The organism is Rhodococcus sp. NPDC056960 (genome assembly GCF_042674125.1).
GTDB lineage: Bacteria > Actinomycetota > Actinomycetes > Mycobacteriales > Mycobacteriaceae > Rhodococcus_F.
On the sequence record NZ_JBHURF010000002.1, the window covers coordinates 23,765 to 37,020 of the forward strand.

A 13,256-nucleotide genomic window follows, 5' to 3' on the forward strand; every position below is an offset into this window, starting at 1 on the left:
AGGAACAGTTTAGGCCCTCCGTCCGCCACCGCACTCAAGCAGAAATGTCTGTGGACAAGCCTGTGGACTGCCGCGATCCCCAGCCTGTTCGCATCGCCGCCGGCCGATTCCGCATAAGCCGCAGGCCACGATGGCAAACTACCCGCAGCCCAGGGCCTGAAACCGGTCGCCGGCCGTAGGTTCCTGCTCAGGCGACCACATGCCGTCCACACACTATCCCCAAGCCATACCCACCTTTCCCCCACCTCATCCACAGCAACATGGCCGCAATCTCGACCGCATCGTCGGCGTGTCGCGGCCCCGGAGTGAGCCGGATCCGGCCGCGTGAGCACACCGATTGGACTAGGCGGGCAATCGGTGGCCGCGTCCTGCAGTGCAGACGGTCGCGCCCACACGGGCGGAGGGATCGATCCTGAGCAGGCATGGCAGTGCGCTCCGTCAGCTCGCGCTCGATTTCCATGGAACGATGCCGCAGTGACTGATGATGAGATCGACGAGTGGGTGAAGTCGGTCGGGCCGGCACCCGACGACGTGTTCGCGAAGATCGTCGCAGTGTTCAGGAATGCAGCGTTGCGCGCGGAGGCTGACCGTATCTCCACTACGGTCAGGGTCCACCAATGAGCAAACTCAAGGTCGAGTGGACCCGCGAAATGCAGGAGTGGCTCGACGAGGTCGTATCCCGCATGCCGGAGCCGACGGTCCGCCAGCTGGACATCGTCAAGGCCGAGTTCCGCAAGGTGGCGCTCCCCGGCGATACCGACGTCGACCCGACTGACAGCGAGTCCGCGACATGAGCGAGGTGGAGTGGACGCCTGCGATGCAGACATGGCTCGAGGAGACGCTGTCACGGAGCAAGCCGCTGACGGAGGACCAGCTCGCAGTCATCAAGCGGGAGTTCGGCCGAGCAGCGCGGGAAGAAATGCGCCGACAGGAACAGCCGGAGAGGGACGACGGTGACCGAGAGGCAGATTGACCTCCTGGCCTACAGCATCGCGGAGGCGGCGAAGGCTGTATGTATGTCGGAGGTCTTCATTCGTCGCGAGATTCGGGCTGGTCGCCTGGCTTGTCGATATGCGGGCCGTTCGGTTCTCATTCCGGCCGACGAACTGAGGTCGTGGCTTCACGCACTACCCAGTGATCGGTAGGTGGCGTTCACGGACCTGGCATCCCGCCGTTCGAAGCGACAGAGTGCCGATGTTGCCGCCTGCGCAACTCGCGACGAAGAGCGAAATCCCGGGGTAGGTTACGCCGATGGATGAGGCCAGTACGCCGAGCATCGATCAGCGAGTCGGGGACTGCGTGGATCACGAACGGCGCCGGGAGTCGATGGCGAACAGAACCGTCGCTACGCACCTCGGCGGCCAGTACGAGACCGCTGAGCCACCCTGGTTGGCCTACACCATCGCCGAGGCCGCGCGGGCCGTGCGCATGTCGGACGAGTACATCCGCCGCCAGATCAAGGCTGGCCATCTCGCCTGCCGGTACGCCGGCCGATCAGTCCTCATCCCCGTCGACGAGCTGAAGTCCTGGCTCGACTCCCTGCCGAGCGAACGGTAGCGCCGGCCAGATTCTGTGACAGGTCGAGCGGAAGGCATCCGGCTGTTCGGACTGTCTGGTTTGATACGTGCATGGGAGCAGACCGACAGTCGATGAGCGACGAGCAGGGCAGACGGATGCGGCAGATCCTCTGGGTCCTCGGTGCCGTCGCTGTGGTCATTCTCCTGGCATCCGGAGTGGGTTCGGGTGTGACTGGTTTTGAGATGGGCTTCTACGCGTTCGTCCTCGCGATCGGCGCAGTCGTTGTGCTCGTGATCCGTGGGCTGGTCCGTGTTGGCGACAAACGCCCGACGCCCGTCCAGGTCGTCAATATGTCTCAGGGCGGAGCGGGCTGGTACCCAGACCAGCACGATTCGAGCCAGCTCCGCTGGTTCGACGGCAGCCAATGGACCCCGTACACGCGGCCGAACCACGGCTGACGCAAGGCGGGCACTGCCGACGAGTCTCTACCCCTCGGACGGGCGCCGTGGTTTGCCTGTCCCTGTGGTGTTCTCAGCCTCGTACTGCTCGACGGCGGCGATCGGGATCCGGATGGCCTGGCCGATCCGGAGTGCCGGCAGCTTCTCGGACTGCACCAGCCGGTAGACGGCCATTTCGTTGCAGTCCCACCGCTCCGCGAGCTGCTTCACCGAGACGTATAGGGCTGCCACGCTCGAAATCTAACTGGAACCCGCAACGAGGGGTCGGCGGGGCCCGTGCGCGATTCCGACCGGCACGACCCCACCGCTGACGATGACGGTGGCTATCCGTTTCTGTACGTGCCGGTGACCGGCGCCATCCGCTGCTGCTGGGAGCGCTCCCACTCGGCGATCATCTGCTGGGGTGTCCCCTGGTAGCCGTTGAAGGTGTTGTTGATGACCGTGGTTCCCTGCCCGTCCTGACCGTTCGCGAACTTCATGGCATCGGATGCGCCCCGGTCGACCAGGCCGCCCCATGCGCTCTGCAGGCCGACCGGTTCGGCGAACTCGCCACCGATCTCCTTCAGCGCGCCCGTCAGCCATGTTCGGCCGGCGGGCGCGAAGTCCTGCCGCGCGAGCCACGCGTTCGCGCCCTCGACCCCGCCGAGGGCGACGGTATCGCCGTAGAACGACGGGTCGTAGCTCTTGTTGTTCGGGTTGAACGCGACCATCGGCGGCGGCCCGGCCGGGCCCGTCGCCGCGGCCGCACCCGCCACCGCCGGCGCCGGTGTCACCGTCGGCATGCTGTTCGCCGCGTTCGTCGCCGCGGTCGTGACGGAGCTGGCGTCGCTGGCCGCCTTGTCGAGGCTGCGGAGGACCTCGATGAAGTCCGGGCGCTCGAGCACCTTCACGAGGCGCTCGAAGTCCGCGGTCATCTCCGGGGACAGAACCCGCTCCGGCGTGAGGATCTTCTTCGGCATGAGACCAATACCGTTGGCCAGTCCACCGAGGTCGTACCCATGGCCCTGGCCCCACATCGTGCCGAGGTCATCGCCGTACTTCGAACGGTAGTAGCGCAGCGCCGCAGACATCGAGGCGTCCGGGTTGGTGCGGTCGTTCGGCAGCGCGGGGTTCCGGTGCGTCGCGAACGTGCCCGGAATGACCTGCAGCAGACCTACAGCTTCGTTGCCGCCTGAGTTCACGTCCTGCACCTGCTGGATCGCGTTCGGGTTGCCGCTCGACTCCGACATGATCTGCGCGAGCATCAGGTTCTGGTTGCGGATACCGGCGTCGAATCCTTCGCGCTGCAACGCGGCGATGACCTTGCCGCGCCACTGCTCCACGCCCGCACCGAGATCCCACGGCGTGTTGCCAGCGTCTGCGCTCGAACCACCGGCACCGATGAACCCGAGCGCCTTCTGGGTGACCGCGTCCCGAATGCGATCGATCATCATCCCCGGAATCTGAGCGAGCATCGATGGACCGAAGTCAGGCATCGCCGACTTCACTGCGTCGAACGGGGCAGCGATGATCCCGCGCGCCTGGCTGGCGATTGCGTTTCTGCCGGCGCCCACCGCGTCGCCGACCATGTTCTTCACACGGTCGAGGAATCCGGGTTCCGCCGGTGACGATGTGCCGTCGCCGTTCAGGATCTTGTCGGTGCCGACGTGCAGGTGGTGACGGTGCTCAAGCATCGTCGCTTCGCCGTAGCCGGGTGACCCCATGCCGTCGCCGACGTTCTGACCGTTCAGGACGTTGTTATTGAACGGCATGTGGATCAGCTGCAACAGGTCCGGTCCGAAGTTCTCGTACCACCACTGCGACGCGGACTTCATCTCCGGCGATCCCTCGATCCCGGCATTGGAGAAGTCCGCCGCCATCCCCTTCGAGTGGAGCCCGTTGTCGGTGTAGCGCAGGCCGGACGTCATCTGCAGCATCGGATACTTCTCCGCCATGATCGACTGCAGGTTGTCGACGATGCCGCCGTTCGAGAAGTAGCCCGCATGGCGCTGGACACCGGCAATGCCCTGGGTGCGGGCGATCTGATTCATCGAGTTGACGTAGTCGGGGCCCATCGCTCGGGTCCACTCCGGACGCATGACAGCCTCGCCACCAGAAACACCGATGGTGTACGGGTCGCGACCAGGCGTGTAGCCAGGGATGATGCCACCGGTGTACATGCCCGCGAGCGGCTTCCCAAATCCCTCAGCCTTTCCGGCATCTGGGCTCTCGATTCGAGCTACGCCTTCCCACTGCTCAAGTCCGGGAAGGATTTTCGCCAGTCCGTTCCAGGCGGTCTTGAGCGCGCCGTTAATGACGTGGTCGATGATGAAATTGATCGGCTCGGCCGTCGTCGCCTTCAGCTCGGCCCACTTCGCAGAAATGCCGTCGACAACGCCGCCGAAGAATTCCCGCATGCCAGAGAGGGCATCCCGGAATCCGGGGAAGTGCTGGTCGACGATCGATGCGATGCCGGATCCGATCGCGGACGGCAGGTCGTTCCAGCTGAGGACCGCACCGTTCGTGATCGTCGACGTGAAGTGGTTCGCGAGCCCGGTGAGCCCATCGCGCTTGAACGCTTCGATTGCGGGCGAGATGTTCGTCGTCCACGTGCTCGAGACTTTGTCGCTCAGCGAATTCCACGCGTTCCCGGCTTTGGTCTGGATCTCGTCAAGGAAGACGCCGCCGAGTTCCACTGCCTTACCAGCGACATCGCCAAGGGCGGTGACCAATTCCCCGCCGAGCGCCTTTGCCTGCGTAAGACCGGGGACCATCTTCTGCGCGAAGATCCCGAAGCTCTGCAGCATGCCGAGCTTCTTGTCGTAGCCACCCTCGGTGAATCCGTCGATGAACCGTTCCCAGCTGTCCCGTCCACCGAAGGCGTCGACAACAATCGAGCCCGCCGGGCTGTCATCGAACCCGCCGGGCAGCATCGGGACGTCGACGAAGCCAGCGCTGTTGCTGTACGGCTGAGAATCCGGGTCCTTGGTCCCGTACCCCGTGCTTCCGCCGTCATTGCCCTGCGGATCGAGGATCGGGTCCGGCGCAGCGTCGCCCTTCGGGGTCGTCAGGCCGAAGTTGTTACCCGTGAGCGTGCTGACCTTGTCTGCCAGAGTGATCGCCTGACCAACGAGGGTGAGCAGATCCTTCGCGGTCTGCTGGGCGTCGCTCCAGAACTGGCTCATTCGCTCGATGCCCTCGGGGCTTCGCATCCACTCGGCGAACTTGTTCAGCCCGTCCGTCATCGACTGGATCATCGACTTGCCGTTCTTCTCCGAGGTCGCGAACAACCCGCCGATCACGTTCCCGATGGCCAGGAAAAGGTCCTTGATCTGGCCGAACGCCTCCATCGACTCCCGCAGGAATTCGCGGATCTTGTTCTGGCCCTCCTCCGAGGAGGTCCAGGTCTCGAACCGCTGCATCAGGCTGGCGAAGTCACCCGTCAGCCCAGGCAGGAAGTCGGAGCCGATCGCAGCGATGTTGCCGAGCGCACCCGACAGCGACGACAGCCCGTCCATCAGCGGACCGATGGCGAGCTGAGCGTTCTCGAAGATCTTCTTGAAGTTGCCCTGCGCGTGTTCGGTTTTCAGGTCGGTGAAGAACCGCGAGATCCCGCCGTTGATCTCGGTCGCGATCCCCGAGAACCCGGTACGGAGGATCGGGAGGTAGACCTTGGCGAGTTCGACCACACCATCGCCGAGGCCATCGAACAGGTCGTCCTGCACCTCGGTGCGCAGGGCCTTCCATTCCTCGCTGAGTCCACGGACCTTCGTCACGAAGTCCGCGGCGTTCGGCGACAGGTTCGCGAGCGCCAGGGCGTAGTCGTCGAGCTCCTTCGTGTTGTCCGACGTCGCCTCGGCTGCCGCCTCCTGGGCGTCGATGAGATTCTGCTGCGCGTCGGCGAGCTGCTCCTGCGCGTCGATGACAGCCTTGTTCGCGTCGACAATCCCCTGGTCTGCGTCGGCGACAGCTTCCTTCGCCGCGACGACCTGATCGGACCCCTCGATGCCCTTCTTATTGGCCTCCGCCGCGTCCTTCGCGATCTTCGTGTTCTGGCGGCCGACCTCTTCCTGCCGGCGCAGGGCCTTGTCGATGTTCAGCGATGCCTCAGCGCGGTCCAGCGCGGACGCCCCGGGGTCGGTGAACGTCTGGTCGTACTGCTCCCGGGCGCGGGCGAGCGCCAACGCGGCGTCGCGCTCGTCGATCGCTGTGCCCTTCAGGGCGAAGTTCAGATCGTCGATGGTGTCCTTCGCGTCCTCCCGGGCGCGGTTCACCGCCTCCTGCGCCTTCTGCGCGTTCCGCAGGGCCGTCGTCACGCCACGCTCGGCGCGGTTCACACCGTCGACTGCGTTCTCGACGCCACGTTGCGCGGACGCCACCTGCCGGGCCGCGGACGCGCGCTTCTTCGCGTCCTCCTCCGCCTGGCGAGATCCCTGCGCAGAGGCGGCCGCGGCAGCATCGGCAGCCTTCGAGCCCTTCGAGAATGCGTCGAACACACCGGTCGAGCCGATGATCATCGTCGCCAGACCAGCAGCTGCCGCCGCACCCATCGCGGGCAGCAACGCCAGCACACCGGCAGCCTGCGTCAGCTGCCCGAGCAGCGGCACCAGGGACACCGCTGCCAGGGCCATCAGTGCGGTGCGCGCCAGGCCGGCGGGGTTGATCATCCCGGCGACGTTGCGCCCGAGGTCGCCGACCGCTTCGGCGACGCCACCGAGCCCGGCCCGCGCGAGGCGGCCCATCGAGTTCTGGTCTTCCTGCGCGCGCCGCAAACGGCGGTGCGCGTCGGCCTGGTCCCCGATCAGCGACGTGAGCCGCGACGAAGCGTCCGCGGCGCCGTGCTGGGCGCGTGAGAGAGCGTTCTGCGCCGCCAACGTCTGAGACGCGGTGGACGTGACACGGGCCCGGACCTCCGCGAGGCGGGCCTCCGCCTGCGAAACGCGGCCGGTCGCGTCGGTCTGCCGGCGCCGAGCCTCCGTCAGTCGGCCCTCGACCGCGGTAACTTCCGCCTGCGCGCGGGCCACCGATGCCCGGTCCAGGTCGATCTGCATCCGGATCCGGCGGACCGGTCCGCCGCTCAATCCTTCGATGGTGCGCCGTGTGGAGTCACCATTCGCGATGATGTTGACCCGCTGGTTCACCGGCGACGCAGTGAGCGCCCGCAGCCGCGCCTGATACCCAGCGTCGTTGAGTGTGAGGGTGACTGGCACCTCGACGTTCGCCGCCACCAGCCGAGTCCGCAGGTCGGTGACGAACTTCGTGAAGTCGCTGTCCGAGACCTTCGGTTTGAGCGACACCTCCACCTTCGGCAGCGACGACTTCATCCCTGCGACCTTGGCGGCGAGCTCGGAGGTGTCGGCCTTCAGTTTGACGTTCGCCCGGAGGTTGACCTTGTCGAGCTTCTCCTGCGTCTCAGTCCGGAACTCGGCGATCTTCGGGTTCAGGCTGACCTTCGCGGCGAGCTTGATCTTGTCGAGGTTCTTCTGCGCTGCCTTCGATGCCTTCTCGACAGCGGCCCGCACACGCGCCTCGAACTCGGAGTCGATATTGCCCCAGTCGAGTCGTGCTTCGACAACAGCTGATGCGTAGGGAGCGGTCACTGGGTGGGCCTCCGCGACATGAAATCTCGTGGTTGGCTCGGCCCAAAGCCAGCAGCTCTAACGTGTCTCAGAATACTCGGGACCTGGGTGTCCGTGGTCGTGGACATCCCCTGCAGTCGGCCCGGGGCGATACAGTCATCACCCCATCCGGCGACGAACGGACACGCACATGTGGGCACAGACCAACACCAACATTTCCGAACCGCTTCGCATCCACGTGCACCCGCACTCGCACGAAGGGGTCGGGGTCCGAATCTTCACCTGCGGCCCGGGTGTCGACCTGATCATCGAACTCGAGGAAGCACGTGCCCTGGCCGAGCTGCTGACGCGGGTGGTCGAGAACCCCGCCCAGTACTACAACTTCAACATCGGCAAGCCGGGGTACGCCCAGGATTCGACAGTCCGGGTGCCGGGGCGCGATGTCAGTGTGGGCGACAACGAAACGGTCGAACCCTCCTGAGTGAAGGGCCTGCGGGAACTCCCCCGGCCGCGCGCCTCTCTCCGCCTTTGGACGCGGAGAGTCGTTCAGCGGCGAGATCAGGCGTCGGCGAGGTATCGGTACAGGGTGGCCCGGGATACGCCGAGGTACTTGGCGATGGCCTTGCCGGTGTGCCCGTCTTCTTTCATCCGGCGGGCGGTCGCGATGTGCTCCGGGTCGTCGACCTTGCGGGGCGCGCCGAACTTGGTGCCGTTCGCCTTCGCGGCCTCACGCTTGAGGGCGGTGCGCTCCTTGATCAGCTCACGTTCGAACTCGGCCATCGATGCGAGGACGCCGATCACCATCCGGCCGGCAGCGGTCGAGGAGTCGATTCCGTCGCTCGTGGAGACGAGGGTGATGCCGCGCTCGGTGAGCGCCTTCACGGTTTCGAGGATGTGCAGGGTGTCTCGGCCGAGGCGGTCGAGTTTCCAGACGACAACTGTGTCGCCCTCGCGGACGTACTCGAGGAGGGCGGCAAGTCCCGGGCGGTCGTCGCGTGCGCCGGACATGATGTCGCTGAAGGTCTTGGTGACGCCGGCGGCATCGAGCGCGGTCTGCTGCTGTTCCAGGGTCTGCGCCACTGTCGATACGCGGGTGTAGCCGATCTTCGTCCCGGTCGCCGTTGTCATGCCTCTGATTGTGTCTCATAAATTCGATGGACGCAATACTGAGACACTTCTTTCTGAGACAAACATGTGAGACACCCCCACCTGCGGGCACTCCCCTCACCCAACCGGTCTCAGCCGGTGTCTCACTCTGAACACATGTGAGACAGCGGATCAGCCACGACCGGGCGGGTTATACCCGGGGCACTGATTGTCGCACTGAGGAGCGTGCTCATGGAATCCAACGATTCGTGCGACCCGATCGTGGTCGCTGTGGCGAAGTTCGATCTCATCCTGGCCCACCACGCTGTCGCTGAGCGCGAGATGCTGGAAGCCCGGAAGAGATGGGTGACTGCGACGACCGAACTGCTCGAAGCGTATGTCGTCATGCGCGCGGCCACCGCGGCGGCGCCGGCATGCGGTCGGCAGCGGGCGCCGTTCCTGTGACGCGACAGAGAAAGGCCCGAGCCGGACCTGACAGCTCGGGCCTTTCTCTTGTCCAGGCTAGTGGCTGGCGCCGACGTTGCCCTCTGCCTCCAGGGCTCGCAGCGCTGCCGCAGCACCTTCGAGGTACGCCGCCTGCTCGCGCGTGAGGTCCAAGCCCTCTCGGACCTCGTCGAGCTTGTCCGCGGCTTCGAGCCGATCCTGCGTGTCAGCGCTCATCGTGACTCCTCTGGCTGTCTCTTGAGATGGTCGACGAGATGCTCGATCTCCACATCCAATTCGGACTTCACCGATACCGATGCCTCGACCCGTGTCGGCCCGTCGAGACCGAACAGCTTGGCGCGACGATCAATGATCCGGACAGCCGAGCCGACGAGGGTGGCATAGCTCATCGACCCCTTGTCCGCGGCGATCAGCTTCTCCGCGGTCTCGTCCCACAGCCAGGCAAGCTGGGCGTCGAGAGCATCCCGATGTTCGTTGACGGTCTTCGTCTCAACACGGTTGAGAGCGCGAGCGACACCACGTTGCGCCGACTGCGGTGTCGCGTAGCCGGTCTGGCTGGCGATCTCTGCCCACGACAGGTCGGTCTCGTTTCGGAGGCGGAGGGCTTCGAGGGCGCGGAGGCGGCGGTCGATATTCCTCTTGCTGGTGCTCATATCCCCTCCTTCGTCCGTCTTTGCTCACCCGATCTGTGGGCACTGTTGAGTGTATCCACTGCGAGTTGGTGTTTCGGGTTGCCCGGGAATGCGTGCGGCGCACCACACAACGGTGAGGTCGTGTGGTGCGCCGGTGTAGCTGGGCCGCTACTTCGGGAGTTGCGCTCGGGCGGTCGTCGCCATCTCAGCGAACTGATTGCGGATGTGACTGTCGGGAGATGCTGCGTCGACGGCTTGAAGGAGGGGCTCGACGACGTCGGTGGTCAGGTCGCGGAGGGCCCGGTGGAGCAGGTACACCAGTTGGCCGTGGCTGCCCTGCTCTGCGGATTCTTCGTAGCGAAGGAGTACGGCGTCGATCTTGTCGTGGTCGCCGTTGCACGCCGCGAGATCGTAGGCAAGGGCTTTCGCCTCGGCCTGGTGTTCGCGACGGGAACCGTCGTTGCCTGGTGTCGTCATCACATACCGCCCCTGCAGGGCGATTCGGTGTGCGCGACGAGGGCGTCGAGCCACGATCGTGCGGTGGCGAGATTGTCGTCGTCGAAGGCTTTGAGTGCGTTGAATGCGGCCTCCCTGTGTACCCGTGACACGAGCTGAACTGCTTGCGTCTTGGTGATGTGCCCGGAGATGTCGGTGGGTGGCAGGTAGGGCGCTTCCTCGACGCCGATGTCCTCGAGGGCCGGCCACCGGTAGCTGATGTGCACGACCGTGGTGGTCATTCCACCTGAGGTGAATGGACGGCGCTCCCCCGTGACGAGGGTGGCGAGGTCGCGGGGCAGGCCGTGGAACCCAATGTGGCTGAGGAGTTGGCGCTCGACTTTGTGCGTGGGTCGTTCGAATGCCGCGGTGGTGGGCACACCGATTTCCTTGAGGCGTTCGATGTCGGTGGTGCGGATCTCGTCGATTTGGTTGGCGATGTCGTCGGGGTAGAACTCGAAACTGAGCCATCCGCGGCCGGCGTCGATGCGAGGTCCGACGCCGGGGATGATGTTGCGGTTGGGGGTATTCATGCTGTTCTCCTTGGTGGTGGCGGTGCTGCTGGGGGTCTTGGTCTTGAACATCGGATGCAGCCCTCTCAGGGTGTTGTGGCGGGCTGGGCGGCTTTCGCCCAGCGGTAGACCGTGCTGACGTTCACGCCGAGTTGGTCGGCGACGTCCTTGGGGTGGGCGGCGGCGGCGAGCAGTGCGAGTCCGCGTGCTTTTGCGTCCGGTGGTGCGACAGGCGCCGGCTCGTCGGCGGGCGAGGGATCGCTGGCGTGTTCCCCAGTGGGCACAGCATCGTCTGATCCGATCGGGTCTTCCTGCGGTGGGAGCAATTGCACGGTTGTTGCACTGGTGTGGCGGCGTAGGTGCACTGCGAGGTGGGTGACTGCGACGAGTGCGAGTGGCGGGATCGCTGCGACTGCGGCGCGCAGCCACACCGGGAGGGGTCCCTCGGGTAGGGCGGCGTGGAGCATGTTGCCTGCGAGGCTCATTGCGGCGCCGACTGCGAGGAGAGTCCAGGCGTAGCCACCGGAGTGCGCGACCACCGCGACAGTCGCGGTCAGGATTAGTCCGTCGACGATGAGCGGCCCCAGCCAAGGGACTGTGATTCCGGATCGGTGTGCGAGGTCGGTGAGGGCTGCGAATGACAGCCAGAAAGCTGCGAGGCCGATTCCGGCGGTGCCTGCCACCGCGACCGTGGCTGGGGTGATGCGGCGGCCGATCATGACGTCTCTCCCGGGCTGCGTGGGTCCTGATGCATACGGACGTTCGCATCAGTGGCATGGCCGAGTAGGCGGAGACGCACATCGTTGCCTGGGTCCACGCGGTCGAGTTCCTTCAGGATCAGCTCGACGATCGTGGTGGTCATCATGCCGAGAGCCGCGCTGAAGAAGTCGGCGGCGACGTCGGGCGGAACCTCGGCGGCGGACGCCTCAAGAATTCGCGAGAGTTCGTCGTTGTCGCTGCTATTGGCGGCGAGGTTGAACACGAGGCGGACTGCGGCGGAGTTGAAGTCGGGCACGTTCACCGAGCCGACGGGAACTCCGCCCTCATGCAGGTAGATCCGGTCGGGTAGTTCGTTGCCATCTGGGTCTTTCATCGGTGTGCGCCCTTCTCAGCTTCACGTGCGACCTGAAGGGTGCGGCCGTGTTCGACGGTCACGCTGGACGGTGGGGTGATGATGACGACGGCTTGTCCGGTGTCGGTTTGCACCTCGACCTTGTGAGGTTTGGCGGCGGTCGGGTCGGCCGGCCACAGGTGTGTGAAGACGCCGCCGTCGGGGAGTTCCGCGCGGCTCTGGATTGCGCGGCCATCGGTGTAGTGCGTGCCCGAGCAATGCGGTGCAGCGAGTTCGATGACCCGCTTCACCAGCCCGTCCAGGTCGTCGAGGACCACGCTATTGCTGTCGTACAGCTGGTCGGCGTTGCCATCGTTGATCGACGGAATGTTCCCTCCGATTTGATCGACGGCGTACTCGATGCGCGTCTTCACGAGGACGGCGATCTGTGCGAGTGCGTCGGCTGCGGTGTGGTTCGGGATAGTCATGCTGACTTGGTCTCCTTTGGGTGCTGTCTGCTGCGGTTGGATTTGTTCGGGTAGATGAGTTGTCGTCGTCCGGACCAGATGCCTTCGGAGTGGTGGTCGTCGGCTGCTGCCTGGCAGGCCCTGATGACGGGGCAGTGTGAGCAGATATTGACGGCGTAGCGATGTCGGAGGATGCGGTCCTGGTCGGTCTCGCCGTCGACCCGGTCGTCGAATAGTGGGGCGCGGCCCCGGCAGGCCGCACCCTCGAGACGCGCGTCGACGAGCCCGACGATCAGCTGCGGCGACTTCGGCGGCGAACCTGCCTTCCACGGCGTCACCTGGCGGGTGCGTTGGTGGTGGCTCATGACGCCGCTCGCTGGATCGCATGTGCGACGACGTGAGTGAGTCGCCGATCAACTTCCGCATCTTCGTCGTATGTCACCCAATTCGGCTCGGCTCCGGTGACATAGTTCGCGAGGTCCTGGGCGCGAGCGGTGTCACCGGTTTGGATGGCGTTTCGCACCGCGCACAGGTAGTCGGTAGATACGACGTCCCTGCGAACGAGGTCGTGGATTAGGCCGCGCGCCCAGGCGGGAAGCTCGGCGAGCGTCCCCGCCGCGGTGGACTCATGGTCAGTCACAGCTGGGTCTCCCATCTGGCGAATAGGACGGCGAGTTCTCGCATCTCGTCTGGGTCGGGGACGATGACATCGGCGGCGCTCGACGCCGCGACAAGTCCGTGTGCGAGGCGCTCTAGTCCGTCGGGGGTGTTCGCCGATTCTTGGAGGATCGTGCGGACACCATCGACATCGCGGCCGGCGATATGCACCAGCAGAGCCGATAGGTGGCTACAGGCGACGAGAGCATAAGAGAGCTCCTCCCTGTTTCCATCTGCGTGGGCGAGGAGTTCGACGACGGCGGGTTCAACGGGACTCATTTCGATCTCCCTTCGGAGGAAGCGCTGGGACTCATCCGGAGGTCTCGAAGCCTCCGTTTCGGGGCAGATCTCGGCTGG

The 13,256-nt window shown here is 65.3% G+C and carries 21 protein-coding genes; 8 read left to right on the plus strand and 13 right to left on the minus strand.

Annotated features, from left to right (window positions below):
- Window positions 1-474: 474 nt before the first annotated feature.
- From ACFTWF_RS03105 to ACFTWF_RS03130, 6 genes are all read left to right on the plus strand, one after another.
- Entirely contained in the window at window positions 475-621 is a 147-nt protein-coding gene (locus tag ACFTWF_RS03105; protein WP_378459817.1) for a hypothetical protein, read from the plus strand.
- Window positions 618-794 carry a hypothetical protein gene (locus tag ACFTWF_RS03110; RefSeq protein WP_378459818.1) on the plus strand — a complete coding sequence of 59 codons (177 nt, stop codon included), beginning with the start codon at window positions 618-620 and terminating at the stop codon, window positions 792-794. Before ACFTWF_RS03105 ends, ACFTWF_RS03110 begins: the two co-directional genes overlap by 4 nt.
- A complete protein-coding gene (locus ACFTWF_RS03115) occupies window positions 791-973 on the plus strand; it encodes a hypothetical protein (RefSeq protein WP_378459819.1) in 183 nt (60 codons plus the stop codon). Before ACFTWF_RS03110 ends, ACFTWF_RS03115 begins: the two co-directional genes overlap by 4 nt.
- Window positions 954-1,145 carry a helix-turn-helix domain-containing protein gene (locus tag ACFTWF_RS03120; RefSeq protein WP_378459820.1) on the plus strand — a complete coding sequence of 64 codons (192 nt, stop codon included), beginning with the start codon at window positions 954-956 and terminating at the stop codon, window positions 1,143-1,145. The genes ACFTWF_RS03115 and ACFTWF_RS03120 overlap by 20 nt, the downstream gene beginning before the upstream one ends.
- 106 nt (window positions 1,146-1,251) lie before the next feature.
- Entirely contained in the window at window positions 1,252-1,557 is a 306-nt protein-coding gene (locus ACFTWF_RS03125; protein WP_378459821.1) for a helix-turn-helix domain-containing protein, read from the plus strand.
- A 92-nt stretch (window positions 1,558-1,649) separates the two neighbouring features.
- The gene (locus ACFTWF_RS03130; protein WP_378459822.1) at window positions 1,650-1,976 is read left to right on the plus strand and encodes a DUF2510 domain-containing protein; all 327 of its coding nucleotides are present in this window, start codon (window positions 1,650-1,652) and stop codon (window positions 1,974-1,976) included.
- A gap of 27 nt (window positions 1,977-2,003) precedes the next feature.
- Here the strand turns inward: ACFTWF_RS03130 and ACFTWF_RS03135 are convergent, their stop codons facing one another.
- Together ACFTWF_RS03135 and ACFTWF_RS03140 are read right to left on the minus strand one after the other, a co-directional pair.
- Window positions 2,004-2,207, minus strand: a complete 204-nt coding sequence (locus ACFTWF_RS03135; protein WP_378459823.1) for a helix-turn-helix domain-containing protein — start codon at window positions 2,205-2,207, stop codon at window positions 2,004-2,006.
- A gap of 92 nt (window positions 2,208-2,299) precedes the next feature.
- The gene (locus ACFTWF_RS03140; RefSeq protein ID WP_378459824.1) at window positions 2,300-7,555 is read right to left on the minus strand and encodes a transglycosylase SLT domain-containing protein; all 5,256 of its coding nucleotides are present in this window, start codon (window positions 7,553-7,555) and stop codon (window positions 2,300-2,302) included.
- Between the two features lie 169 nt (window positions 7,556-7,724).
- Here ACFTWF_RS03140 and ACFTWF_RS03145 point away from each other — a divergent pair, with 169 nt between their 5' ends.
- Window positions 7,725-8,015 (plus strand): hypothetical protein, encoded by a 291-nt coding sequence (locus ACFTWF_RS03145; RefSeq protein ID WP_378459825.1) that lies wholly within the window; start codon window positions 7,725-7,727, stop codon window positions 8,013-8,015.
- 77 nt (window positions 8,016-8,092) lie between these two features.
- Here the strand turns inward: ACFTWF_RS03145 and ACFTWF_RS03150 are convergent, their stop codons facing one another.
- A complete protein-coding gene (locus ACFTWF_RS03150; RefSeq protein WP_378459826.1) occupies window positions 8,093-8,662 on the minus strand; it encodes a recombinase family protein in 570 nt (189 codons plus the stop codon).
- Between the two features lie 210 nt (window positions 8,663-8,872).
- On the opposite strand from ACFTWF_RS03150, the gene ACFTWF_RS03155 reads away from it, so the two are divergent.
- The gene (locus tag ACFTWF_RS03155; RefSeq protein WP_378459827.1) at window positions 8,873-9,085 is read left to right on the plus strand and encodes a hypothetical protein; all 213 of its coding nucleotides are present in this window, start codon (window positions 8,873-8,875) and stop codon (window positions 9,083-9,085) included.
- Between the two features lie 57 nt (window positions 9,086-9,142).
- Here ACFTWF_RS03155 and ACFTWF_RS03160 read toward each other — a convergent pair whose 3' ends face one another.
- From ACFTWF_RS03160 to ACFTWF_RS03205, 10 genes are all read right to left on the minus strand, one after another.
- Complete coding sequence (locus tag ACFTWF_RS03160) at window positions 9,143-9,301, minus strand: hypothetical protein (RefSeq protein ID WP_378459828.1); 159 nt, start codon at window positions 9,299-9,301, stop codon at window positions 9,143-9,145.
- A complete protein-coding gene (locus ACFTWF_RS03165; RefSeq protein ID WP_378459829.1) occupies window positions 9,298-9,738 on the minus strand; it encodes a hypothetical protein in 441 nt (146 codons plus the stop codon). The genes ACFTWF_RS03160 and ACFTWF_RS03165 overlap by 4 nt, the downstream gene beginning before the upstream one ends.
- A 147-nt stretch (window positions 9,739-9,885) precedes the next feature.
- The gene (locus ACFTWF_RS03170; RefSeq protein WP_378459830.1) at window positions 9,886-10,194 is read right to left on the minus strand and encodes a hypothetical protein; all 309 of its coding nucleotides are present in this window, start codon (window positions 10,192-10,194) and stop codon (window positions 9,886-9,888) included.
- A complete protein-coding gene (locus ACFTWF_RS03175; RefSeq protein ID WP_378459831.1) occupies window positions 10,194-10,796 on the minus strand; it encodes a hypothetical protein in 603 nt (200 codons plus the stop codon). Before ACFTWF_RS03175 ends, ACFTWF_RS03170 begins: the two co-directional genes overlap by 1 nt.
- Window positions 10,797-10,810: 14 nt before the next feature.
- Window positions 10,811-11,443, minus strand: a complete 633-nt coding sequence (locus ACFTWF_RS03180; RefSeq protein WP_378459832.1) for a DUF2637 domain-containing protein — start codon at window positions 11,441-11,443, stop codon at window positions 10,811-10,813.
- Window positions 11,440-11,817, minus strand: coding sequence for a hypothetical protein (locus tag ACFTWF_RS03185; RefSeq protein ID WP_378459833.1), 378 nt, complete (start codon window positions 11,815-11,817; stop codon window positions 11,440-11,442). Before ACFTWF_RS03185 ends, ACFTWF_RS03180 begins: the two co-directional genes overlap by 4 nt.
- Window positions 11,814-12,263, minus strand: coding sequence for a hypothetical protein (locus tag ACFTWF_RS03190; RefSeq protein WP_378459834.1), 450 nt, complete (start codon window positions 12,261-12,263; stop codon window positions 11,814-11,816). The genes ACFTWF_RS03185 and ACFTWF_RS03190 overlap by 4 nt, the downstream gene beginning before the upstream one ends.
- Complete coding sequence (locus ACFTWF_RS03195) at window positions 12,260-12,607, minus strand: WhiB family transcriptional regulator (protein WP_378459835.1); 348 nt, start codon at window positions 12,605-12,607, stop codon at window positions 12,260-12,262. The genes ACFTWF_RS03190 and ACFTWF_RS03195 overlap by 4 nt, the downstream gene beginning before the upstream one ends.
- A complete protein-coding gene (locus ACFTWF_RS03200; RefSeq protein WP_378459836.1) occupies window positions 12,604-12,882 on the minus strand; it encodes a hypothetical protein in 279 nt (92 codons plus the stop codon). Before ACFTWF_RS03200 ends, ACFTWF_RS03195 begins: the two co-directional genes overlap by 4 nt.
- Complete coding sequence (locus tag ACFTWF_RS03205) at window positions 12,879-13,178, minus strand: hypothetical protein (protein ID WP_378459837.1); 300 nt, start codon at window positions 13,176-13,178, stop codon at window positions 12,879-12,881. Before ACFTWF_RS03205 ends, ACFTWF_RS03200 begins: the two co-directional genes overlap by 4 nt.
- Window positions 13,179-13,256: the final 78 nt, after the last annotated feature.